This is a genomic window from Archangium sp. (genome assembly GCF_057119385.1).
On sequence record NZ_DBNGVP010000022.1, the window covers coordinates 84373 to 107511 of the forward strand.

Annotated in this window: 19 protein-coding genes; 6 read left to right on the forward strand and 13 right to left on the reverse strand. The window is 69.8% G+C overall.

The window, feature by feature from the left end:
• Nucleotides 1–55: 55 nt before the first annotated feature.
• The 10 genes from AC16DP_RS05510 to cra form a co-directional block, all read right to left on the reverse strand.
• Nucleotides 56–1207, reverse strand: coding sequence for a KamA family radical SAM protein (locus tag AC16DP_RS05510; protein WP_329732633.1), 1152 nt, complete (start codon nt 1205–1207; stop codon nt 56–58).
• A 293-nt stretch (nt 1208–1500) separates the two neighbouring features.
• Nucleotides 1501–3687 carry a spermidine synthase gene (locus AC16DP_RS05515; RefSeq protein ID WP_329732632.1) on the reverse strand — a complete coding sequence of 729 codons (2187 nt, stop codon included), beginning with the start codon at nt 3685–3687 and terminating at the stop codon, nt 1501–1503.
• 86 nt (nt 3688–3773) lie between these two features.
• Nucleotides 3774–4481 carry an NAD(P)H-dependent oxidoreductase gene (locus tag AC16DP_RS05520; RefSeq protein ID WP_329732631.1) on the reverse strand — a complete coding sequence of 236 codons (708 nt, stop codon included), beginning with the start codon at nt 4479–4481 and terminating at the stop codon, nt 3774–3776.
• Between the two features lie 43 nt (nt 4482–4524).
• Nucleotides 4525–4668 (reverse strand): hypothetical protein, encoded by a 144-nt coding sequence (locus AC16DP_RS05525; RefSeq protein ID WP_329732630.1) that lies wholly within the window; start codon nt 4666–4668, stop codon nt 4525–4527.
• 254 nt (nt 4669–4922) lie between these two features.
• Entirely contained in the window at nt 4923–5588 is a 666-nt protein-coding gene (gene thiE, locus AC16DP_RS05530; RefSeq protein ID WP_329732629.1) for a thiamine phosphate synthase, read from the reverse strand.
• A gap of 13 nt (nt 5589–5601) precedes the next feature.
• Nucleotides 5602–6396 carry a hydroxyethylthiazole kinase gene (thiM, locus tag AC16DP_RS05535; RefSeq protein WP_329732628.1) on the reverse strand — a complete coding sequence of 265 codons (795 nt, stop codon included), beginning with the start codon at nt 6394–6396 and terminating at the stop codon, nt 5602–5604.
• 15 nt (nt 6397–6411) lie between these two features.
• The gene (locus AC16DP_RS05540) at nt 6412–7551 is read right to left on the reverse strand and encodes an acyl-CoA dehydrogenase family protein (RefSeq protein ID WP_329732627.1); all 1140 of its coding nucleotides are present in this window, start codon (nt 7549–7551) and stop codon (nt 6412–6414) included.
• Nucleotides 7552–7578: 27 nt separating this feature from the next.
• Complete coding sequence (locus tag AC16DP_RS05545) at nt 7579–8775, reverse strand: acyl-CoA dehydrogenase family protein (RefSeq protein WP_329732626.1); 1197 nt, start codon at nt 8773–8775, stop codon at nt 7579–7581.
• A gap of 33 nt (nt 8776–8808) precedes the next feature.
• Nucleotides 8809–10893, reverse strand: coding sequence for a 3-hydroxyacyl-CoA dehydrogenase NAD-binding domain-containing protein (locus AC16DP_RS05550; RefSeq protein WP_329732625.1), 2085 nt, complete (start codon nt 10891–10893; stop codon nt 8809–8811).
• Nucleotides 10894–11088: 195 nt separating this feature from the next.
• Nucleotides 11089–12072 (reverse strand): catabolite repressor/activator, encoded by a 984-nt coding sequence (cra, locus tag AC16DP_RS05555; protein ID WP_329732624.1) that lies wholly within the window; start codon nt 12070–12072, stop codon nt 11089–11091.
• Nucleotides 12073–12183: 111 nt separating this feature from the next.
• On the opposite strand from cra, the gene ptsP reads away from it, so the two are divergent.
• The 4 genes from ptsP (at nt 12184) to AC16DP_RS05575 (ending at nt 18531) form a co-directional block, all read left to right on the forward strand.
• The gene (gene ptsP, locus AC16DP_RS05560) at nt 12184–15057 is read left to right on the forward strand and encodes a phosphoenolpyruvate--protein phosphotransferase (protein WP_329732623.1); all 2874 of its coding nucleotides are present in this window, start codon (nt 12184–12186) and stop codon (nt 15055–15057) included.
• On the forward strand, nt 15057–16022 hold the full coding sequence (pfkB, locus tag AC16DP_RS05565) for a 1-phosphofructokinase (RefSeq protein WP_329732622.1): 966 nt from the start codon (nt 15057–15059) through the stop codon (nt 16020–16022). The genes ptsP and pfkB overlap by 1 nt, the downstream gene beginning before the upstream one ends.
• Nucleotides 16019–17803 carry a PTS fructose-like transporter subunit IIB gene (locus AC16DP_RS05570; RefSeq protein ID WP_329732621.1) on the forward strand — a complete coding sequence of 595 codons (1785 nt, stop codon included), beginning with the start codon at nt 16019–16021 and terminating at the stop codon, nt 17801–17803. The genes pfkB and AC16DP_RS05570 overlap by 4 nt, the downstream gene beginning before the upstream one ends.
• 116 nt (nt 17804–17919) lie before the next feature.
• A complete protein-coding gene (locus tag AC16DP_RS05575) occupies nt 17920–18531 on the forward strand; it encodes a hypothetical protein (protein WP_329732620.1) in 612 nt (203 codons plus the stop codon).
• A gap of 1 nt (nt 18532) precedes the next feature.
• On the opposite strand, the gene AC16DP_RS05580 is transcribed toward AC16DP_RS05575, so the two are convergent.
• The gene (locus AC16DP_RS05580) at nt 18533–18688 is read right to left on the reverse strand and encodes a hypothetical protein (protein WP_329732619.1); all 156 of its coding nucleotides are present in this window, start codon (nt 18686–18688) and stop codon (nt 18533–18535) included.
• Between the two features lie 169 nt (nt 18689–18857).
• Here AC16DP_RS05580 and AC16DP_RS05585 point away from each other — a divergent pair, with 169 nt between their 5' ends.
• Entirely contained in the window at nt 18858–19343 is a 486-nt protein-coding gene (locus AC16DP_RS05585; protein ID WP_329732618.1) for a hypothetical protein, read from the forward strand.
• A 50-nt stretch (nt 19344–19393) separates the two neighbouring features.
• On the opposite strand, the gene AC16DP_RS05590 is transcribed toward AC16DP_RS05585, so the two are convergent.
• Complete coding sequence (locus AC16DP_RS05590) at nt 19394–19978, reverse strand: hypothetical protein (protein ID WP_329732617.1); 585 nt, start codon at nt 19976–19978, stop codon at nt 19394–19396.
• A gap of 16 nt (nt 19979–19994) precedes the next feature.
• Nucleotides 19995–20672 carry a hypothetical protein gene (locus AC16DP_RS05595; protein WP_329732616.1) on the reverse strand — a complete coding sequence of 226 codons (678 nt, stop codon included), beginning with the start codon at nt 20670–20672 and terminating at the stop codon, nt 19995–19997.
• A gap of 435 nt (nt 20673–21107) precedes the next feature.
• Between AC16DP_RS05595 and AC16DP_RS05600 the strand changes: the two genes are divergently transcribed.
• Complete coding sequence (locus tag AC16DP_RS05600) at nt 21108–23111, forward strand: hypothetical protein (protein WP_329732615.1); 2004 nt, start codon at nt 21108–21110, stop codon at nt 23109–23111.
• The last annotated feature ends 28 nt before the right edge of the window (nt 23112–23139 follow it).

The following is a 23139-nucleotide window of genomic DNA, read 5'->3' on the forward strand; positions in this document are numbered from 1 at the left end:
CGGCCACGCCGCCCATCCCTCTCGGGCGGCGGGTGGCCAGGAGCCGGGCGTTCAATCAGTAGGGCAGGTAGGTGTCGTTGCCGTCGAGGTAACGGGACACGATGTAGCCGTTCTCGTCCACCTCATGGAGCGCGGGCAGGCTCTTCTTGCCGGAGAACGCCAGGAAGCGCTCGGCCTTGTAGGGCGAGGTCCTGCGGATGTACCGCTTGCCGTCGATCTCCTCGTAGTCCAGCGTCATGCCTGGCGCCACGCGGTGCTTGCCCACGGGCGTGACATAGACGTAGGGCACCGCGTACGTCCCCGAGAACTCGGCCAGCTGCGCCAGGATGTCCAACCCCCGCTGCACGCTGGTCCGCATGTGATAGGTGCCAATCACATCCATGCAGTGGAACAGGTAGTAGGGCACGATGCCAATGGCCAGGAAGTGATCCAGCAGGTTCTTCAGGGTGGCGACGTCGTCGTTGATTCCCTTCATCAGCACCATCTGGCCGCGCACCGTGACGCCCCGTTTGGTGAACTGCTGCACCGCGCGGATCACCTCCGGCTGCAGCTCGTCGGCATGATTGATGGAGACACCGATGGAGATGTTCTTCGAGGCCAGCGGCTTCTCGGGATCGACCCGGTTGTAGCTGGCGATGCGCTCGGCCAGCTCGGTGGTGATCCTGTCCGGCTGGAACAGGATGTGCCGGCTGCCGATGCGAATCTTGGTGATGTGCGGAATCGACGAGAGCTGCTCCAGGATCTTGTACACCAGCGCGGGTTTGGCCAGGGGATCGCCGCCGGTGATCAACGCCGTCGTGATGCGCGGATCCGCGCGGATGTACTCCAACGCCGCATCGATGTTCTCCTCCGGCATCACCTTGTTGTCACCGGCGAGGGTGCGGGTCTTCTTGAAACAGTACCGGCAGTAGGAGGCGCAGCCGAAATAGGGGGTGATGACGGCGCGATCCTCGTAGATGCGCTCCAGGCCATAGATGCCGGAGTTGTCCTTGCCTTCTTCGAAAGGCTGTTCCTTGCCGAAGTCCATCAACTCATAGAAGCTCGGCTCGAACTGCTTGCGCACCGCGTCGGACTGCTCCATCAGGTTCTTGATGTAGCGCGTGGTGGCATAGCGGAAACGGGACTTCACCTCGTCGACCATCTCGGCATGGCTCGACTCGGGAATGCTGGACAGGGTCTCGGGGGTGAACTTCGCGGGCGCAGTCACTTGGTGCCTCCTTGTCTGGGCTTGGGCAACACTGGCTGCGGTATACGAAATGGGACTGACGTAACCCGATGACGGGGCGGCCGGGCCCGTGTAGGTCTCCGATAAGGGATTGAATTTCCTGGTGGGGGGCTGGGTTGCCTGACGCACCATGTCGGGCGCACAAACGAGAACGGCCGCGCCCGGATGGACCGAGCGCGGCCGGTGATGTCGAGGTCAGCGCGTGGGCTCAGCGGCTCTGGCAGGCCAGCTCGGCGGTGAAGCTGAGCGTGTGGCCGTTGCCCGTCATGCCGCGCTCAGGGGCCGGCGGGGGCGGCCACGGGAGCGGGCGGCTCGGCGTCTCCGAGCGCGACGAGGCCTTCCTGGTCCACCTCGAGGACGTGGAGGAACGGCAGCAGGCTGTTGCGCTCGTCCGTCCACCGCCTCCGAGGGGCCTTGATGAAGGCCACCCGCTGGGCCCGATTGCCCGCGCGCGTGAAGGTCTCTCCCCGGCCGAAGCTCCCCTCCTGGTCGAGCAACACCCAGAGGCTGCTGCGCGCGTCTTCCTTCGCCTCCGTGGACACCATGGTGGCATGCAGGCCAGTGGCCCACGCGTGCGCCACGGCGATGGGCAGCAGATCCAGGTGCAGGTTGCTGATGTGCAGCGCCAGCACGCCACCGGGGGCCAGGTGCCGCCGGTAGGTGTCCACCGCCTCCTCGGTGAGCAGGTGCACCGGGACGGAGTCCGAGCTGAAGACATCCACCGCGAGCACGTCGAAGCCTTGCGCCTGGCCGCGCGCCAGCTCCTGCTCGAGCAGGATGCGCGCGTCTCCCTCCACCACCTCCACCCGGGCCGGTGTGTCGCTCAGATAGGTGAAGTAGCCGCCCATCCCCTTGGCCAGGGAGATGATCTGCGGGTCGATCTCATAGAAGCGCAGGGTGTCTCCGGCGCGCGCCAGCGCGGCCGTGGTCCCCACGCCCAGGCCCAGCACTCCCACGCGCAGCACGGGTGGCTGCCCCGCGAGCTCCTTGAGCCGCCGCTGCTCGGTGAGGGCCAGCCCCAGCCCGCTCTCGGGCGTGTAATAGGTCGTGGGCCGCATGCGCCGCTCCGGCCGCGTGTACTGGAAGCCGTGGAGGATGTCCCCGTGGCGCAGCGAGAAGTTGTGCGCCTCCTTGTCCCGGCCCATCGGCTCCGTCACGCGCACCACGCCGAAGAAGCCGCGCCAGGAGCCGACCACGTGACGCTCTTCCGACACCGCCAGGCCGAGCGCGCCGGCCACGAGGATGAGCAGCAGGGCCGGTACGTACCGGAGGGTGGCTCGGGCCACCGTCTCGTCCGGGGCGCGCCGCAGCAGCAGGAGCGCCGCCAGGACACAGCAGAGGCCCAGCGTGAGGGGGTACTCCAGGTAGGTGTTGAAGACGTGAGGGGCCACCAGGTGCACGAGCCCCGCGCCGAGCACGCCCCCCGCGGACACCCACAGGTAGAAGGCGCCGAGCAGGCGCGGCGAGGGCCGCAGCCGGTACAGCTCCCCGTGGCACAGCAGGGCCCCGGAGAAGAGGGCCGTCGCGTGGATGAGCAGCTGCACGACCAGGGACACCTGCACGCCCGCGTAGGCCATGCGGGTCACCCCGCCCACCGCCAGCAACAGCAGCAGCGAGGTGACGAGGCGCGAGTAGAGCGCCTCGCGCTCGAAGGCGATGATGAAGGTGACGAGGTACAGCGCCAGCGGCAGCACCCAGACGAAGGGCCCCGCCGACACGTTCTGCGAGAGCTGATTCGTCGTGGCCAGCAGCAGCACCGAGGCGCATGCGCTCAGTCCCAGCCAGGCCAGGGGGAGTGCCACGCCCGCGGACTCCGCCGGGGCCTGCTCCCGGGCCACCTGCGCGGGGGCTTCCTCGTGGCGCAGCACGCCCATGGCGCACGCCGCGCTGCCGATGGCGAAGAGGAGGAAGCCCGCCCCCCACGCCCACGCCTGCGCTCCCCGGCCCAGCCAGGGCTCGACGAGCAGTGGATAGGCCAGCAGCGCCAGCAGGGAGCCCGTATTGGAGAGGGCGTAGAGCCGGTAGGGCGAGGCGTCCGGCCGCAGGCGGCTGAACCAGCTCTGCAGCAGCGGCGCGGAGGTGGACAGCGTGAAGAAGGGCAGCCCCAGGGTGGCCGCGAGCATGGCCAGCAGCCGCCCGGTGGAGATGCCATCCGCCGCCGGACGCCACTCGAGCCCGGGTGCCACGGGTGAGCCCACCAGCACCGCGCGGCCGAGCAGCACCAGCACCGTCAATCCCAGCAGTGCCAGGTGGACGCGCGCCTGCCGCTTCGGGGGCAACCAGCGGATGCTGGCATACGAGTAGGCGTACCCTCCCAGGAGCATCGCCTGGAAGAAGAGCATGCACGTGGTCCACACCGCCGGCGTTCCGCCGAACCAGGGCAGCGAGTACTTCCCCGCCAGCGGTTGCACGCCGAAGAGCAGGAAGGCGCTGAGGAAGAGGGTGACGGCGTATCGGAGCATGGGGGGGTCGTCCTCGTGCGCAGCATATCCCGCGCGAGGGACGGCTTCGCCCCCGTGCTCGGCCGCTTGCTTCTGGAAGGGGTGGCTCAGCCCGTCACGCGGCGGCGGAACGTCTCGTCGAACTCTGCCAGCGATGGGTAGGCGATGGGCTGCGTCGTGGCCAGGGTCCGCAGCCGCTGCGCGTAGGACTCCAGGTACGCCGCGCGCTGCTCCGCGCTCACCCGCGCCGCCGCGAAGCTGATGTGGGGCGGCAGCACGTCGAAGCCGCAGAAGCGCAGGACGCCGGAGTTGATGGGGTAGAGCTGCATCAGGATGTCGCCGCTCAGGCCCTCGGGGCTGAAATAGGTCTCCCCTCCGCCCGTGGTCAGCGACAGCATGGCCCGCTTGCCCCGGAAGACTCCGCGGTCGTGCCAGCGGCCCCCTCCATAGGCGAACCCCGACGCGAGGACACGATCCACCCAGCCCTTGAGGATGGCCGGCATGGAGAACCACCACAGCGGGAACTGGAAGATGAGCACGTCGCACGTGCTCACCTTGTCCATCTCCGCCTGGACGTCGGGCGCGAAGCCGTGGTTCGCCACGGCGTGCGCCTCCTCCGCCTGCTGCTTGTAGAGGTCCGGGTTGGCGACCGTGGTGAAGTTGCGGCGGTCCGAGACGGGGTTCCACCCCATGGCATACAGGTCGGAGACCTGGACCTGGTGCCCCTCCGCCTGGAGGACCTGCTGGGCGTGACGGGTGAGGGCTCCGTTGAAGCTCTGGGGCTCGGGGTGGGCGTGGACGATGAAGACGTTCATGGCGCCGCGAGTCTATCCCCGCGGCGCCGGGAGCGGGGAGGGTTCACGCCCGGCCCGCGGCCTGCCTGCCCCGGCGCGAGAGCGCGTCGATGGACGCGGCCACCAGCAGTACACCCCCCGTCACCATGAACTTCACCGAGGCCGAGAGCGCCAACAGGTCCATGCCGTTGGAGATGGAGCCGATCACCAGCGCGCCGAGCGAGGAGGGCGATCTTCTTCTCCGCCCCGGGCGCTCCGGCGCTGGCCCCCTCGGGTTTCTTGTCCCGGTTGCAGGCCGAGGCCAGGAGCACCGCCAGCACGAGCAGCGGGAGACGGCCGCTGAATCCGCTGTTCGAGGAACGCATCCCGCGACCATGGCGTCTGGCCCACGGGCTCGGAGAAGAAGACCGCGGAGGATTCGTCGTCCATGCGACGCGCACCGTCCAGTACCTGCCGCGAGGGTCACCCTGTCGGCGGAGAGGCCCTGCGCGCGAGCCCCTGTCGGACGGCCCGGACGAGGGCACTCGCGGCCAGCTCGCAGTCGTCCGCCGAGCAGATGGCGGAGACCACCGATACGCCGTCCGCTCCCGCGGCGATGACCGCCGGGGCGTTGGCTGCGGAGATGCCACCGATGGCCACCACGGGGACGGGGAGCAGACGCCGCAGCCGGGCGAGCTCCTCCAGTCCGAGCGCCGGGGTGGCGTCCGCCTTGGAGCCGGTGGGGAAGATGGGGCCCACGCCCGCGTAGTCCACCACCGCCGGGTCCAACGTGGGCAGGTCCGCCGCCCCGGTGATGGACAGGCCCACCAGCGCGTCGGGCCCCATCAGCCGTCGGGCCACCTCGGGGGGCAGGTCTCCCTGTCCCACGTGGACGCCATCCGCTCCGAGCGCCAGCGCCAGGTCCACCCGGTCATTGACGATGAGCGGCACCCCGAGGGGCCGCAGCCGTTGGAGCAGCGCCCGGCCCAGCTCCAGCGTCTCGCGGGCCGAGGCGTCCTTCTCGCGCAGCTGCACCACGGTGGCCCCACCGCGTACCGCGGAGAGCACCACGTCCACCAGCTCGCGCCCGCGCGACAGCAGGCGGTCGGTGACGAGGTAGACGGACAGGTCGGGCACACGGCGAGGCATTGCGGGCGTCTCCTCAGCGTACGCGGGCGCGGGTGCGCACGGTGGCTTCGTCCAGGGTGTGGAGCACGTCCAGCAGGTGCATCTGCAGCGAGCCCGGTCCCCGGGACTGCTCGGCGGCGAGCTCTCCGGCCAGACCCAGCACGACGAGGGCGCGCGCGGCGGCCAGCACCGCATCGGGCTCCACGGCCAGGAATGCGCCCACGAGCGCGGAGGCCGTGCACCCCATGCCCGTCACGCGGGACATGAGCGGGTGCCCGTTATCCACCGCGACCACGCGGGAGCCGTCGGTGACGTAGTCCGTCTTGCCCGTGACGGCCACCACGGTGCCCAGGCTGGAGGCCAGCCGCCGGGCCGCGTCGAGCGAGGCCTCGGAGGACTGGGTGCTGTCCACGCCGCGTGTGGCGCCCGCCTCGCCCGCCACCGCGAGCACCTCCGAGGCATTGCCTCGAATGACGGCGGGCGCCTGCCGGGCCAGCTCGGCGGCGGTGGTGGTGCGGTAGCGCGTGGCCCCGGCACCCACCGGATCCAACACCCAAGGCACCCGGGACTGGCGCGCGGAGTGGATGGCCAGCCGCATGCCCTCCACCCATTCTGGCGACAGGGTGCCGATGTTCACGACCAGCGCCTGCGAGATGGCGGCGAACTCGGCCACCTCCTCCCGCGCATGCACCATGGCGGGCGAGGCCCCCACGGCGAGCAGGGCGTTGGCCGTGTTGTTCATCACGACGTAGTTGGTGATGTTGTGCACGAGCGGCGAACGCTCCCGCACCGCCTTCAGCGACTCCCATACTCCTGCGATCAAGTCCAACGCGAGCTCCTCTCCCTACGCCGCGTCCGAGGTGGCGAAGCGGGTCAGGTGGAAATCGGCATCGCCGAAGGTTCGGTCGATGCTGGTCAGCCGTTTGAAATAGTGGCCGGCGTTGTACTCCATCGTGGTGCCGATGCCGCCGTGCAACTGGATGGCCCACTGGCCGATGAAGCGGCCGGAGCGGCCAATCTGGACCTTGGCGGCCGACATCGCCTTGGTGCGCGCCGGAGCGTCCGTGCTGTCCGCCCGGCCGGCGGCGAGGATCGCCATGGACTTCGCCTGCTCGTGGGCGATGTACATGTCCACCATGTGGTGCTGCAGCACCTGGAAGCTGCCGATGGGCACGCCGAACTGGGTGCGCGTCTTCAGGTAGTCGAGCGTCACCTCGTTGAGCGCCTGCATGTTGCCCACCGCTTCCGAGCACAGGGCGGCGATGCCACGGTCGCTCGCCTGCTGGATGAACGGAAACGCGCCGCCCTCCGGTCCCATCAGGGCCGAGCGTGGTACCCGCACACCCTGGAGCGTGACCTCGGCGGCGCGGGTGCCATCGACCGTGGGGTAACCGCGGATCTTCAGGCCCGGCGCGCCGCGCTCGACGAGGAACAGCGACAACCCGTCCTGTGCGTCCGGCTTGCCCGCCGTGCGCGCCGAGACGATCAGGTAGTCCGCGCAGTCGCCCCCGAGCACGACCGCCTTGGCCCCATCGAGCGTGTAGCCATCAGCGCCGCCCCTGGCGGTGGTCGTGACGTGGGTGAGCGAGTAACGCGATTTGGGCTCACCGTGCGCGAAGGCCAGGAACAGCTTGCCCTCGGCCAGGCGGGGTAGCAGCTCGGCTTTCTGTGCGTCGCTGCCGGCGGCGCGCAGCAGGCCCGCGCCCAGGACGACCGTGGGGATGTACGGCTCCACCACCATGCCGCGGCCGAATGCCTCCAGCACGATGGCGAGGTCCTGGAAGGTACCGCCGATGCCGCCGTGCTCCTCGGCCAGCTCCACACCCAGCAGGCCCAGCTCGGCGAAGGTGGCCCACAGCTCCCGGGAGAAGCCGTCCGCCGAGGCCAATATCTTCGCCCGCGCCTCGAAGCCGTAGCGCTCGCGGATGAGCCGGGCGGCGGTGTCCCGCAGCATCTGCTGCGTGTCGCTCAGACTGAAGTCCATGAGAGTTCTCCTTCCTTCCGCGCGAGCTCAGAGCCCGAGCACGGCCTTGGCCAGGATGTTGCGCTGGATCTCGTTGGAACCGCCGTAGATGGTCACCTTGCGGTAGTTGAAGTAGTCAGGCCCCAGCGGGGCGGCATACTCCGGGCCGATCGGCTCTCCGTGCCAGCCGGGCTCACGGGCCTCGGGGTTGAACGGCAACGCGTAGGGGCCCACCGCTTCCATCATCAGCTCGGTCAACGTCTGCTGGATCTCCGAGCCCTTGATCTTGAGCATGTTGGCCTCGGCGCCCGGCGCCTGGCCCGCGCGCTCGGCGGCGATCATCCGGAGGTTGGTCAGCTCCAGCGCCATCAGCTCGATCTCCACCGCGGCGATCTTCTCGCGGAAGCCCGGGGTCTGGATGAGCGGCACGCCGTCCACCGTCTCCTCGGTGGCGATCTTCTTGAGCCGTGTCAGCTCCGACTTGGAGCGGCCGATCCGGGCGATGTTGGTGCGCTCGTGGCTCAGCAGGAACTTGGCGTAGCTCCAGCCCATGCCCGGCGCGCCGACGATGTGGTCCTTCGGCACGCGCACGTTGTCGAAGAAGACCTCGTTGACCTCGTGCTCACCGTCGATGGTGATGATGGGCCGGATCGTGATGCCCGGCGTGCTCATGTCCGCCAGCAGCATGGAGATGCCTTGCTGCTTCTTGGCCGCCGGATCCGTGCGTGCCAGCAGGAAGATCATGTTCGCGTACTGGCCCAGGGTGGTCCACGTCTTCTGCCCGTTGAGCACCCACTCGTCACCGTCCAGCTCCGCCTTCATCCGCAGCGACGCCAGGTCCGAGCCCGAGCCCGGCTCGGAGAAGCCCTGGCACCACCAGTCGTCCTGCCGCAGGATGCGGGGCAGGTAGTAATCCTTCTGCTTCTGGCTGCCGAAGGCCATCAGCACGGGGCCGATCATGCTCAGGCCGAAGGGCAGGGCCTGCGGGGCGCCCTCCTCGGACAGCACCTCGTCGAAGAGGTGTTGCTGGACGGAGTTCCAGCCGGGTCCGCCGTACTCCTTCGGCCAGCGGGGGGCTCCCCAGCCGTGCGCGTGGAGCCGGCGCTGCCACTCGACCTGCTCCTCCTTGCCGAGGCGCTTGTGGTGGAGGACGCGCTCCCGCGTCTCGGGCGGGAGGTTGGCCCGCACCCACTGCCGCACCTCGTCGGCGAAGGCGAGCTCTTCGGGGGTGTAGTTCAGGTCCATGGTGCTCTCCTGGGTGTCTCGTGCGTTCCCGGCTCAGACGGCCTGGGCGAAGCCCTTGCCCTCGGCGACCCACCGCTCCAGCAGCGGGGACGGCGTCCACCAGCGGGCGCCGTGCTTCCGGCCGTACTCGCGAATCTTCTCCAGCGCCTGGGGCAGGCCCACCTCGTGCTCCGCCCAGAACATCGGGCCCCCGCGGTGCGCCGGGAAGCCGTAGCCGTAGAGGTAGACGATGTCGATGTCGCTCGAGCGGTAGGCGATGCCCTCGCGCAACACCTCGCAGCCGATGTTCACCATGGCCAGGAAGCAGCGCTCGAGGATCTCCTGCTCGCTGATCTCCCGGCGCTGGATGCCGTACCCGGCCGCCGTCTCTTCAATCACCCGGGCCACGACGTCGGAGGGAACCGGGGTGCGATTGCCCGGCTGGTAGTCGTAATAGCCCGCCTGTGTCTTCTGGCCGAGCCGGCCCATCTCGACGAGCTTGTCGGCCACGGCGCCAGCCCTGGGCTCGAAGGTGGTGGGGTCCCGGTCCTTGCGAGACTTGTAGCCGATGTCGAGTCCGGCCAGGTCACCCATCTGCAACACGCCCATGGGCATGCCGAACTTCACCAGGGCCTGGTCCACCTGCTGCGGCGTGGCGCCTTCCAGGACGAGCAGGCTGCCCTCGCGCATGTAGCCTTCCAGCATGCGGTTGCCGATGAAGCCGTGGCTGTTGCCGGCCACCACGCCCACCTTCTTGATGCGTTTGGCGATGTCCAGCGCGGTGGCGAGCACGTCGGGCGCGGTCCGGGCGCCGCGGACGACCTCCAGCAGCTTCATGACGTTGGCGGGGGAGAAGAAGTGCATCCCCAGCACGTCCGCCGGGCGCGAGGTGTAGCCGGCGATGGTGTCGATGGACAGGTAGGAGGTGTTGGTGGCCAGGATGGCGCCCTTCCTGGCGACGCGGTCCAGTGTCTCGAAGACCTTCTTCTTCACCTCGAGCGTCTCGAACACCGCCTCGATGACGAGGTCCGCTCCGGCCAGCGCGTCATAGGAGAGGGTGGGGCGGATGAGGCCCATGCGCGTCTCCACCTGCTCGGCCGTGAGACGCCCCTTGGCCGCGGTGGCCTCGTAGTTCTTCCGGATGACGCCGAGCCCTCGGTCCAGCCCTTCCTGGTTCACCTCCAGGAGGGTGACGGGGATGCCGGCGTTCGCGAAGTTCATGGCGATGCCGCCCCCCATGGTGCCGGCGCCGATGATGGCCACGGACTGGATGGGGCGGGGCTTCACGTCGGCTGGGAGGCCCGGAATCTTGGAGACCTGACGCTCGGCGAAGAAGACGTGCTGGAGCGCCTTGGACTGGCTGTTCCGCGCGCACTCGAGGAACAGATCGCGCTCGCGCTGGATGCCCTGGTCGAAGGGGAGGGTGACCGCGGCCTCCACCGCGTCGATGATGCGCTGGGGAGAGAAGAGGTTGCGCTTCTCCTTGGCGGTGCGCTGGCGGGCCGTGTCGAAGAAGCCGGCGGGGACGGCGTTGGGCGCGAGGGTGAGGTCTCGCACCCGGCGCCGCGGCGAGCCGATCTTCTCCCGCGCGAAGATGACGGCGGCCTCGGTCAGGTCGCCCTCCACCAGCTTGTCGATGGCACCCAGGCCGAGCGCCACGGGCGCGGGGATCGGGTCACCGGAGATCATCGCCTGCAGGGCCGGCTCGACGCCCACGAGGCGCGGCAGGCGCTGGGTGCCGCCAGCGCCCGGCAGCAGGCCCAGCTTCACCTCGGGCAGGCCGACCTGGGCGCTGGCCACGGCCACGCGATGGTCGCAGGCCAGCGCGACCTCGAAGCCTCCGCCGAAGGCCGTGCCGTGAATGGCCGCGACCACCGGCTTGGAGAAGGCATCGAGCGCGTCGATCACCTCCGGCAGGCCCGGGGACTTGAGCGGGCCACTGAACTCGGTGATGTCCGCGCCCGCCATGAAGGTGCGCCCGGCGCAGGCGATGACCACGGCCTGGATGGCGCCGTTGGACTCCGCCTGTTTCAACCCGTCGAGGAGCGCCACCCGCACGGCGTGACTGATGGCATTCACCGGCGGGTTGTCGATCCAGAGGATGCCCACGTCACCGCGTGCCTCGAAACGTCCCGACATTCACCTGCCTCCCTTGGCGTGCGCTTGGAGCGGCTCAAGCGCCGCGCACTATACCGGGGCCGCTGGCGTGCCTACCCCTGCAATTCGCCTTGGGGCGGGAAGCCGTGCTGCTTCCGCCCCTCGTCGCCCTCGAAGAGGGCCGTCGTCTTGAACAGCCATCCGCTCCACCGGTCCGACAGGCGACACAGTGCCCGCTCAACCGCGGCGCTTGAGTTCGCGAGCCACCACTTCGCAACCGGGCGCGTAGTGGCCCCGCACCGCTTCCAGCGCGCGCGCCAGCGTCAGCTCGGCGATGCGATCGTGCCGCTGCGGCAGCGAGTTGACGCGCAGCGGGAGGAAGTCGAGCAGCCGATCGTCTCCGAACGTCGCCAGCCGCAGTGACCGTGGCAGACCGGCGGGTGACTCGAGCAGCACGTCGAGCACACCCTGCAGCAACGTATAGGAGCTGGTGACCAGGGCGTCCGGCAGGCCGTGCCGGGCGAGCAGTTCGCGCATCAACAGGGCGCCACTCTCGCGGTCGTACCGGGCGCCGGTGAGCTCGTGGACGTGCTCGATGCGTCCCTTGACGGCACGCCGGAAGCCCTTGCGCCGCTCGACGCTGATCGACAGCGCGGGCACCGCGTCGAGCCAGGCGATGCTCCGGGTGTGCTCGTCCATCACCGAGTCCGTCAGGGCCTCGGCGGCCGACACGTTGTCGCTGATGACACAGACGAAGCGCTTCGGGTCCAGCGCGCGGTCCACGGCGATCACCGGCGTGCCGCCCTCCATCAGCCCCGTGTAGAACGAGTCCTTCGCGGGCAGCGCGCTCGCGACGATCAACGCATCGCAGCGCCGCGCGCGCAGGGTCAACGCGAGCTCCCGCTCCGTCTGGGGGTCATCGCCGGAGCCGGCGATCAGCAACTGGTAGCCCTCCTTCCGGGCGCCGTGCTCGAGCAGCTTCGCGAGCCGGGCGTAGCTGGCGTTCTCGAGGTCCGGCACGATGAAGCCCAGCGTGTGGCTGGCACCCCGACGCAGTGCGGCGGCCTGGGCGTCGATGCGGAAGTTGTGACGTTGGACCACGGACATCACCCGCTCCACCGTCTGGGGGCTGATGCGGCGCGCCTCGGCCTGTCCGTTCAGCACGTAACTGGCCGTGGTCCGCGAGACGCCCGCCAGCCGGGCGATGTCCGCCAATGTCACTGCGTCCTCCTGCTGCCCGGGAATTCCAGGTGGGCCCCTGGCATTGAATCCACGTAGGTGACACGATTCAGCAAGTCATCTATAAGCCTCGGGACGGGGAGGACGCAACGGATGCTGACGCTGACTCGGGACGATGTCCGGCTGGGTTGCCGCGCCGCCGATTGGCGTGCGGCGTTGGACCAGGCCGCCGCCGCGTTGGTGGAGGCCGGCCGTGTCTCGGCCGAGTACCGCGAGGGGCTGCTCGCTCGCGAGGCCCAGTCCTCCACCTATCTGGGCCACGGCATCGCGATCCCCCACGGCACGCCGGACAGCCGGCGCTACGTGCGCTCCACGGGAGTGCGCGTGCTGCAGTTTCCGGAGGGCATCCGGTGGCACGACGGCACCCGCGTCAACCTGCTGGTGACGATCGCCGCGCAGTCCGACGAGCACCTCGACATCCTGCGTCAGCTCACGCACGTGCTGGAGCGCGAGGGCGTGGCCGAGACCCTGGCCGGTGCGACGACCGCGGACCAGGTCATCGCGGCGCTGTCCCGCGCGCCGGTGTCGGCGAGGCTCGATGCCGGGACGCTCTGTCTGGGCGTGCCGGTCCGAGACCGTCTGGAGCTGGCCCTGGCCGCGGCGGCGCGGCTGCGCCAGGCCGGCTGCGTGGACGCGGGCTTCGTCGCGGCGATCGCCGGACAGATGCCGCTGCCGCTGGGCCAGGGACTCTGGCTCGTGTACGGCGCCTCCGGCGTCAAGACTCCGGCCCTGGCGCTGGCGACCCCGGAGCAGCACTTCCGCGACGACGTGGGCGAGGTCTCCGGCGTCTTCTGTCTCGCGGCCCAGGGGGACACCCATCGCGCGCTGCTCGTGCGGCTGGATGAGCTGATCGCGCGAGGAGACGGTGGGGGGCTCGCGGGCCTGCCCGCCGATCAGGTCCTGGCCCGGCTGGCCGGTGAGTCCGCGCGGGCCGAGACCGCTCGGGTCCGCCTGCTCAACGCGCACGGGCTCCATGCGCGGCCGGCGAGGGAGCTGGTGCTGGTGGCGCGGGCGCAGACCGCCCAGGTCCGCGTCCGGTTGCTCGAGGGCAATGGGGAGACGGTGTCCGCGGCCAGTCTGACCAGTGTGCTCAGCCTCGGCGCGCGGCGGGGCCAGACGTTGGTGTTCTCCGCGGAAGGGGAGGGCGCCGCACAGGCCGTGGCGGCGCTGGCCGACGCGGTGCGGGGGGGCCTCGGTGAGCCGGTGACGCCGCTCCAGGAGACGCGCGAGGAGAGCGCTGCCCGGACTCCCCAGACTCCCCGTGCCGCTCCGGTGGAGCCGGTCGTCCCTCCCCGGGTGGACGAGCCGCTGACGGCCGTGCCGGCCTCGCCGGGACTCGCCATCGCGCCCGCGTACGTGCTGCGCCTGCCGGAGTTCCATTACCCCGAGCGGGCGGAGGTCCCCACGCACGAGCGCGGACGGCTGGAGCGCGCGCTCGACGGTGCCCGCCAGCAGCTCGAGGCGTTGGTGAAGCGGGCGGTGGGGGGAGAGGTCTCGCAGATCCTCTCCATCCACGCGGAGATGCTCGGAGACCCGGACCTGCGCGATGCGGCCTTCGAGTCCATCGAGGAAGGTGTGTCGGCCGAGGCCGGCTGGTGGCGCGCGATCGACACGGCGGCGCGCGCGCAGGAAGCGCTGGCGGACCGGTTGCTGGCGGAGCGCGCCGCGGACCTGCGGGACGTGGGCCGCCGCGTGCTCGGTCTGCTGTGCGGTGTCGAGATGCCGATGCCGCCGGAGCAGCCCTACATCCTGGTGGCCGACGACGTGGGGCCGTCCGATGTCGCGCGGCTGGACACGGCGAAGGTGCGCGGGCTCGTCACCGCGCGCGGCGGGGCCACCTCGCACAGCGCGATTCTCGCGCGGGCCCTCGGTATCGCCGCCGTGGTGGGCGCGGGGGAGCGCGTGCTGGCGTTGACCTCCGGTGTCGAGCTGATCGTCGATGGCGAGGGTGGGCGCATCGTGGCCGCTCCGACGCCGGAGCGCCGCCAGCGCACCGAGCGGCGCATCGAGGAGCAGGAGACGCTGCGGCGCGCGGCCCATGCCCGGAGGCACGAGGAGGCGCGCACGCGTGACGGCCACCGCGTGGAGATCGCCGCGAACCTCGGCAACACCGCGCATGCCGCGGATGCCGTCGAGCGCGGAGCCGAGGGCATTGGCCTCCTGCGCACCGAGTTCGTGTTCATGGAGCATGCGGAGGCGCCGGATCTGGCGACGCAGATCGCCGAGTACGGTGAGGCCTTCGATGCGCTGGCGGGCCGTCCGCTGGTCGCGCGGACGCTCGATGTCGGTGGCGACAAGCCGCTGTCGTACTGGCCGATGCCCCACGAGGAGAATCCGTTCCTCGGGGTGCGCGGCATCCGTCTCACGCTGATGCGGCCGGAGGTGCTGGAGACGCAGATCCGCGCCCTGCTGATGGCCGCCGGCAAGCGGCCGGTGCGCATCATGTTCCCCATGGTCAAGGACATCGAGGAGTTCCGCGCGGGCAAGGCGATCTTCGACCGCGTGCAGGCCGAGGTGAAGGCGGCCGACGTCCAGCTCGGGGTGATGATCGAGGTGCCGTCCTGCGCGCTGCTCGCGCCCACGCTCGCGAAGCAAGCCGACTTCTTCTCGATCGGCACCAACGACCTCACGCAGTACACGCTCGCGATCGACCGTGGCCACCCGCGGCTGTCCGCGCAGTCCGATGCACTGCACCCGGCCGTGCTGCGGCTGATCCAACTGACGGTGGAGGCCGCTCATGCCGAGGGCCGTTGGGTGGGCGTCTGTGGCGAGCTCGGCTCGGATCCCCAGGCCATCCCGGTGCTGGTGGGCCTGGGCGTGGATGAGCTGTCCGTGAGCAGCCGCCGTGTCCCGCTGGTGAAGGCCGCCGTCCGCGAGCTGACGCTGCCCCGGGCGCGTGAGCTGGCCGCGCTCGCATTGAGGCAGCCGACCGCCGCCGCGGTGCGCGAAGCCCTGGAGGTGGTGTGATGGCCCGGATCCTGACGCTGACGCTGAACCCCGCATTGGATCTCGCGATCCGCCTCGGACCCATCCGGCTCGGCGAGGTCAACCGCACCGAGAGCACCCGGCTCGACGCCGCCGGCAAGGGCATCAACGTGGCGCGGGTGCTCGGGGACCTGGGCCATGACGTCACCGTGTCCGGCCTGCTCGGTGCGGACAACGAGACGGCCTTCGTGCGCGCCTTCGCCCGCTACGGCTTGCACGATGCGTTCGTCCGGATACCGGGCGAGTCGCGCATCAACGCGAAGCTCTCCGAGCCGGACGGGCGGGTCACCGATCTGAACGGTCCGGGTCCGCTCATTCCGGCGCATGCCCTGGACATGCTGACCGTGCGCCTGGGGCCGCTTCTTCCCGGAATCGAGGCGGTCGTCATCTCGGGCAGCCTGCCGCCGAACATGACGCCCGCGCAGCTCGCCAGCCTCATCGCCCGCGTTCGTGAGCGCGAGATGCCGGTGTGGCTGGACACCAGCGGTCCCGCGCTGTTGGCGGGCCTGGCCGCGCGGCCCACGGGCGTCAAACCCAACGAGACAGAGCTGGCCGACTGGGCGGGCCATCCGCTCGACACGCCCGACGCGCGGCTCCAGGCGGCGCTGCGGCTCAATGCCGAGGGCATCGAGGACGTGCTGGTCTCCGCCGGAGCCGAGGGCGTGATCTGGGCCCAGCGGGGTGACGCCCTGATGGCGGAGTCGCCAAGGGTCTCCGTCGTCAGCACCGTGGGCGCTGGCGATACGCTGCTGGCGGGCGCGCTGCACGGCGTCATGTCCGGCTGGCCTCGGGAGCGCACTCTGCGCTTCGCGACGGCGCTCGCCGCCGAGTCCGTGCGCCACATCGGCGTGGGAGATGCATCGGCCGCGGATCTCGACATGCTCCAGGCGCGGACGGTCGTGCGGAGCCTGACCGGGCAACCACTCACCGGGGAGACGCAGCGATGAACGTGATCCTCATCACGGCCTGCCCGAGCGGCGTGGCCACGACCTTCCTGGCCGCCCGGGGGCTCGAGCGTGCCGCGAAGCGGCGCGGTTGGAACGTGACGGTGGAGATGCACAGCCAGCTCGAGCCGGTCGTCGTGCCCGGCCGTGAGGCCATCGAGGCCGCCGACCTGGTCGTCGTCGCGGCGAGCGCGCCCGTGGACCTCTCCCGGTTCGTCGGCAAGCGCGTCCACCAGGCGCCGATCTCCGAGGCGCTGCCCGACCCGGACGCCTTCCTGACGCAGGCCGAGCAGAGCGCCAGGACGCTGACGGCGGACGCCGCGGCCAGCCCCACCGAAGTGGCGCCCGCGGCCCGGCCTTCCACGGAGGGCGGGAAGAAGATCGTGGCCGTCACGGCCTGTCCCACCGGGGTGGCCCACACGTTCATGGCGGCCGAGGCGCTGACCCGGGCCGGGCAGGGGCTCGGTCATCCCATCCGCGTCGAGACGCGAGGCTCGGTGGGGGCGCAGGATCCGCTGACGGCGGAGGAGATCCGGGACGCCGAGGTGGTCATCCTGGCCGTCGACATCGAGGTGGACTCCTCGCGGTTCGCGGGCAAGCGGGTGTGGCGGACCTCCACCGGCACCGCGCTGAAGAAGTCCGAGCAGACGATTCGCGATGCCCTGGAGAAGGCCCAGGTCATGGCGGGCGCGCCGGGCCGTCCAGCGGGCGGTCCCTACCAGCACCTGCTGACTGGCGTGTCCTTCATGCTGCCCATGGTCGTCGCGGGCGGTCTGCTGATCGCCCTGTCCTTCGTGTTCGGCATCGACGCCTTCAAGCAGGAGGGCTCGCTGGCGGCGGCGCTGATGCGCATTGGTGGCGGAGCGGCGTTCAAGCTGATGGTGCCGCTGCTCGCCGGTTACATCGCCTACTCCATCGCCGACCGGCCCGGCATCGCTCCCGGGATGATTGGCGGCTATCTGGCGAGCGAGCTCGGGGCCGGCTTCCTCGGAGGCATCGCCGCGGGCTTCATCGCGGGCTACGCGGCACGAGGACTGAGCCGCTACGTCAAGCTCCCGGCCAGCGTGGAATCCCTGAAGCCCATCCTGATCATCCCGCTCGTGGCGAGCCTGATCACCGGGCTGGTGATGATCTACGTCGTTGGCGCGCCCATGGCCGCGATCATGTCAGCGGTGACGGGCTTCCTGACGAACATGAACTCCGGCAACGCGATCCTGCTCGGCGTGCTGCTCGGCGCGATGATGTGCTTCGACCTGGGCGGTCCCATCAACAAGGCGGCGTACACCTTTGGCGTGGGGCTGCTGTCGGCGGGAGCCGGCTCGTACGGTCCCATGGCGGCGATCATGGCGGCCGGCATGGTGCCGCCCATTGGCATGGGCCTGGCGAGCCTCCTGGCCCGGAACAAGTTCTCGGAGCCGGAGCGCGAAGCGGGCAAGGCCTCGCTGGTGCTGGGCCTGTGCTTCATCTCCGAGGGAGCCATCCCCTTCATGGCCAAGGATCCCCTGCGCGTGATTCCCGTCAGCATGATCGGTGGAGCGTTGACGGGCGCGATGTCGATGTACTTCGGCGTGCAACTCATGGCCCCGCACGGGGGACTGTTCGTGCTGCTGATCCCCAACGCGGTCAATCACGTGCTGCTGTACCTGTTGTCGATCGCCGTCGGTTCCCTGGCGGTGGGCGTCGGGTATGCGGTGATCAAGACCGGCCAGGCCGAGCTGCCGGGCACGGCGGCACCCCCTCGGCTGCTTCCGGCCGCCGCGGGGAAATCAGGGATGAGTCACTGATAGGCCCGGGCTATCAGCCCGATGAAAACCTTGTCTTGGTCACATCCGGGCCCGGAACGCATCCTTCCATGCACGACACCAGCGTGTTGCCGCGCTGGCGCACTGGGAGGCTGTTCATGGTTGCTGCCCTTGCTGGATTGGGATCTGGAGCGCTTCACGCCGTCTCCGGTCCGGATCACCTGCTGAGCCTGGCGCCCCTCTCCCTGGGCATCGGCCGGAAGGCGTGGCGCGTGGGGTTGATGTGGGGGCTGGGGCATGCGCTCGGCACCCTGCTGTGTGTGGCGGCCGTGGTGGTGGTGGCCGCGGCCCTGAACCTCGACGTGCTGCGGACGTGGGGCGAGCGCATCGCGGGCGGTGCGCTGGTGATGACGGGCATGGTGGGGTTGCGCCGTTGGTTGTCCCATCGCAAGCCGGCCAGGGACGCGACCGTCTCCAAGGCCGGCGGGACGAGCACCTGGGGCGTGTTCTCCATCGGCTTCATCCATGGCCTGACGGGGGCCGCGGCGGTGCTGCTGCTGCTCCCGGCCGCGGTGGCCTCCTCGCCCGTGTGGCAGGCGCTGTACCTCGGCGGCTTCATGGTGGGCAGCACCGTGGCCATGGCGGCGCTCACCGCGGCCCTGTCCGCCGGCTCGAGCGCCATGCCCAGGCCCGAGGCGCTCCTGCGGCACGTGCCGGCGGTCGCCTCGTTCGGCTCGGTGGTGCTCGGCGGCTGGTGGATGGTGGCGTGACTCAGTGGCCGCGCAGCACCGTGAGCCCGGCGTCGGTGAGGACGTAGAGCATCGCCGGGGTGCCGTTGGGCAGGTCTCCCTCCAGGAAGCTCGAGTCCTGGTAGGAGCTCCGCTGGGAGCACCTTCGTCCCCCTCGTGCCGGGCCATGCGGGAGCAATCCGCGTACCGGGCTGGAGGAGGAGAAGACGGGCCCGCGCCCACCCCGATGGAAACCGGTGAAACCGAGGGCTGGAGATGCGAGGAGGCAGGCTTGTGTCTACACTGACGGCATGCCCCTTCTACGCTCCTGGTCAAGTGCTCTGGGTCTCGGACTCCTCGTGGGAGGAGTGGCCCTGGCGGAAGGCACACCGGTCATCTCGGTGGACCTTCCGTATGACAATTACAACCTGCAGCTCCGGGGAGATGACGTCGTGTCGCGCGACCTCCAGCTCCACCGCACCCCGACGGAGATCCGCGGGCGGGCGCTCGGCTCGGTGGCGCAGCTCTCGCTCGAGAAGGACGGTGTCTCGGGGGCGGTGGGCAACTCCCCCGTGAACCTGAAGGTCCGCACGGAGGGAGACTCCCTGATCGCCGAGGGCGGCTTCATCGATGGGCCGGTGACGCTGCGCTTCAGCCCGAAGGAGCTCCACGTCTACATCAGCCAGTGCCGCTACGAGCTGACGTCCACCCAGGGGGTGTACGAAGGGCGGCGCAGCTGTGACAGCCGCCTGCTGCCCCCGGTGCGCATCACCGTGCCGGCCGGGCTCCGCGAGCGGAGTCCCGCGGAGCAGGCGGCCCTGCTGCTGTTCGCGCTGGCCCCCGCGGCCAGGTAGCGCGGCGCACTCCGGACCCGTCTCCCACCGGGTCCGGAGCGCACCGGGCGCTAGTTGATGATCGGAATGCAGCGGCAGCTGCTCATGTCACACCGCGCGGCGCCGCCGCAGGTGTCGCCGCAGTTGGGCTTGCAGACGCACTGATCACCCGCCTCGTTGCAGCCGAGCAGCGGGCCGGAGCAGTGGTCCGGCTCGGTCTCGCTGTATTTCGGGTCGTCCTCGCAGGGGATGCCGCCGTCGGGAGACTTCACCGCATCCACCCAGTACTGGTACGAGACGGCCACCTGGGTGGACTCGCTCGCGGGGCGGCAGGCGCCGAAGAAGGAGAGGGTGCGCGCGCTGCCATCGAAGTCGAAGCCGTTGACGGTGCTGCGCGGGATGTCACCGCTCGCCTTGCAGACGGCCGGGTCGCGCACGTTCTCCATGGCCACCTTGATGGACGCGCCGATGGGCGGCTTGAGCGTCTTGTAGCCCGCGTTGCCGATGGTGTCAGCGATGATGGCGTCCATTGAGGACCCGATGGAGGCGGTGTCGAGGATGGAGCCGAGCACGCCGCCCGTGGCGTTGACCACCGACGCGTGGCGCTGCGGGCCGTTGGCGGGCAGCGGGTTGAACTCGCGCGTGCCCTCGGTCACGGTGCAGGTCTTGCCCTCAGTCCGTGGTGGTGCCGGGATTGACGTCCGGGCGGAAGATGCCGGCGCAGTTGGCCTCGTCCAGGTGGGTGATGGCGCCCACCTCCACGCCGTCGGAGATGCCATCCCCATCCGTGTCGAAGCGGCGCGGGTCCGTCTCGGAGGCCCCGCGGGTGCCGTTGGCGTCCTGGTCCTCGCCCTTGATGCTCCCGCTGGAGGGACCGTCGCGCAGACCGTCGCAGTCCGTGTCCGCCAGCAGTGGGTGCGTCTCGTCGTCGTCCACCTTGCCGTTGTGGTTGGCGTCCTCCACGCCGTCCGGCAGGCCGTCCCCGTCCGAGTCCGCCTTCACGGGGCTCGTCTGCAGCGAGGTGTCCGCGTCCGCGGGGACGGTGCAGGAGGTTCCGGTCACCGGCGTGCCCACGCCCACCTCGAGCCCGTCCGGCAGCCCGTCCTGATCCGTGTCCGTCACTCCGGGGTTCGTCTTCTTCCCGTCGTAGGAGGCCTCGAATTCGAGCTTGTCGCTCAGGCCATCACAGTCGGTGTCCTTGGTGGCGTTGTTCGGATCATTGGCATCGGTGGGCAGCGGCGTGGGGCCGGGATCCGTGGGGCCGGGGTCCGGGTTGGGATCGGTGCACGCGGGTGCCGCCATCAGGCTCATGGCGAGCAATGCGGCGCTGAACAACTGTCTTGGATTCATGGGGCCTTCCTCACAGAGGAACCGAGGTGTCTGGAATACCGCCCCCCCCCCGTACGGCGAGTTCGAATCATATACAGTATCGGACGTATTCCACCTTGTTTCGCTGGGGCTGGGATTTACGGCTCGAAGTGGATTCCGCTGCCGGCAGGGGATTTCACGTGTTGGAAGAAGGTGGAGGCCCTGTATTTGAAAGGGATTGAGAACATGAGAAGGCTTTGAAGCCAGGGCCTGTTCCCATACGGACAGTGCGTGGCATGTGGGTGAGCCGGATGTATGTGAACAGGGGGAAGCCTCGGAGTGGGACTCACGGCTCGCGTGCCGGGATGTTGTCGATTTCGGCTGTCAGCGGACGTGCTTCGTCAGACACGGAAGACATACGAAAGTATCGACGGCACGCGCCCCCTCGCGTGCGTCCCCTTTCTGGATCGGAGGCCCATGATGTGCCGGACCTTGAGCACCCTGGTGCTGACGCTGCCCCTGTTTGCCCTGCTGGGTTGTGAGCCGGATCCTGGAGGAGGGCCTGGCGGGAACAATTCCGAGGTGACGGTGGTGCTGAAGCCGGCGGCGGTGACGCTGCCCATGACGGCGGCGCAGCACTTCACGGTGACGGTGACGGGCGCGAGCGACACGTCGGTCATCTGGACCTCGACGGGCGGGGACATCACCCGGGAGGGGGCGTTCACGGCGCCGAGGAAGGAGGGGACGTACAGGGTCCGGGCCACGAGCATGGCGGATACGACCCGGTATGCGGAGTCCGTGGTGACGGTGAAGAGGCCGACGGTGCCACCGGCCCTGCCGAAGATCCATGCCTTCACGGCGGCGGCGGCGACGATCAACCCGGGGGAGGGCACGACGCTGAGCTGGGAGGCGGCGGGCGCCACGAGCCTGAGCATCGAGCCGGACGTGGGCACGGTGACGGGGACGAGCGTGGCGGTGAGCCCGTCCGAGACGACGACCTATACGCTGACGGCCACCAACGCGGCCGGCAATGTCACGGCCACCACCACGGTCACGGTGACGCCTCCGGCCGCTGACACCTGGGCGTCCCTCGGTTGGGCCAACGAGCTGCCTGGCAACTACGACTCGGACGTCTACCGCTGGCTGGATGCGGGCAAGCAGCAGCGGACGGCGGTCCTCACGCGCAACACCGCTCGCGATCCGGGTGGCAGCCATGGCGGCATGCTGCGCCAGTTCCGCTTCTACATCGGCAGCACGGAGCGTGTCGCCACGGGCACCGGTGCCAGCAGCGGCGCCGGCTACATCTGGAACGGCTGGGGCTACGTGGTGAGCCACTTCGGCAGTGGCGGTGTGAGCCACTCCGGAAACCTCGCGGGCAACTACCGCCGGGTCTTCGTGGGCAAGCACCACGCCATCCACGAGTTCTCCTGGAACATGCCCATCAATGGCACTCCGGTGAAGGTCACGGTGCACTGGTTCTTCTCCACGGGCCGGGATTACCCGGTGTACGCCGTCACCTTCGACACCAGCGCCGCGGGGTCCTCGGGCCTGTCCACCAGCGCCGATTCCCGGACGCCCTACGGCGACATCGCCTGGGATGGGGACGGCACCAACGCCTTCGTGGACGGCGTGAAGTGGGGCGACAAGTACAAGTTCTACTCCCGCACCGAGCCCTTCACCGCCCAGAGCCAATGGGACTACAGCCAGCCCAACGTCGTCCCCTACACCCTGCTCTATTCCCGCGCCGCCGATGCCGAGATGGGCATGGTGCAGACGCTCGACTGGGTCCAGCACAACACGGGGGGCACCTGGTTCAACGACAACTGGGGCAAGAACTCCGAGACTCGCGTGGGAAGTTTCGATGGCTGGATGATGCCGCCCAATTGGAACTGGCCCTACCAGATGTGCCAGTACGAAATGGACGGCTACAGCCAGACCCGCAGCAAGCGCCTCGCCTGGGGCTTGATGTACGGGGCCGTGGGCAATCCCGCCTACTACGGCTATGGCTATGGAGGGACGTTCTCGGGCCATCCCTACCAGAGCTACTCCGTCTTCATGGTCATGGGTCAGCAGAGCGCTGGAGAGGTCCTGGCCCAGGCGACGCAGGTGGAGCGCATGCTCAAGGCGCAGCTCACCGTGACCCAGGGCGCGGTGGTGATCTCCGGTCCGCTCGGCGTGGCCCGCTCCGACACCGCCACCTATCCGGTGCCCGGGTACAACAGCAACTACGCGGTCTACGAGCTCCGGGCGGACCTGTCCGGCCTGTTCAACGCGACCCTGAACGCCGCCGGAGGAGAGTTGCAGAATCCGCTCTTCCTCGTCCGCGCTGCGGCGGGCGTGCCGGCGCGCCTCTACCTGGACGGCGTGCTGCTCAAGGCGGACGTGGACTACTTCGCTTCCTTCGACTCCAGCTCGGGCGTGCTGTGGCTCACCCTCAACCGGGCCTGGAGCGGCAGCCACACCCTGTCCAGCGGTACGTAGGCAAGCGCGGGGTCGCCGCGGGGACCAC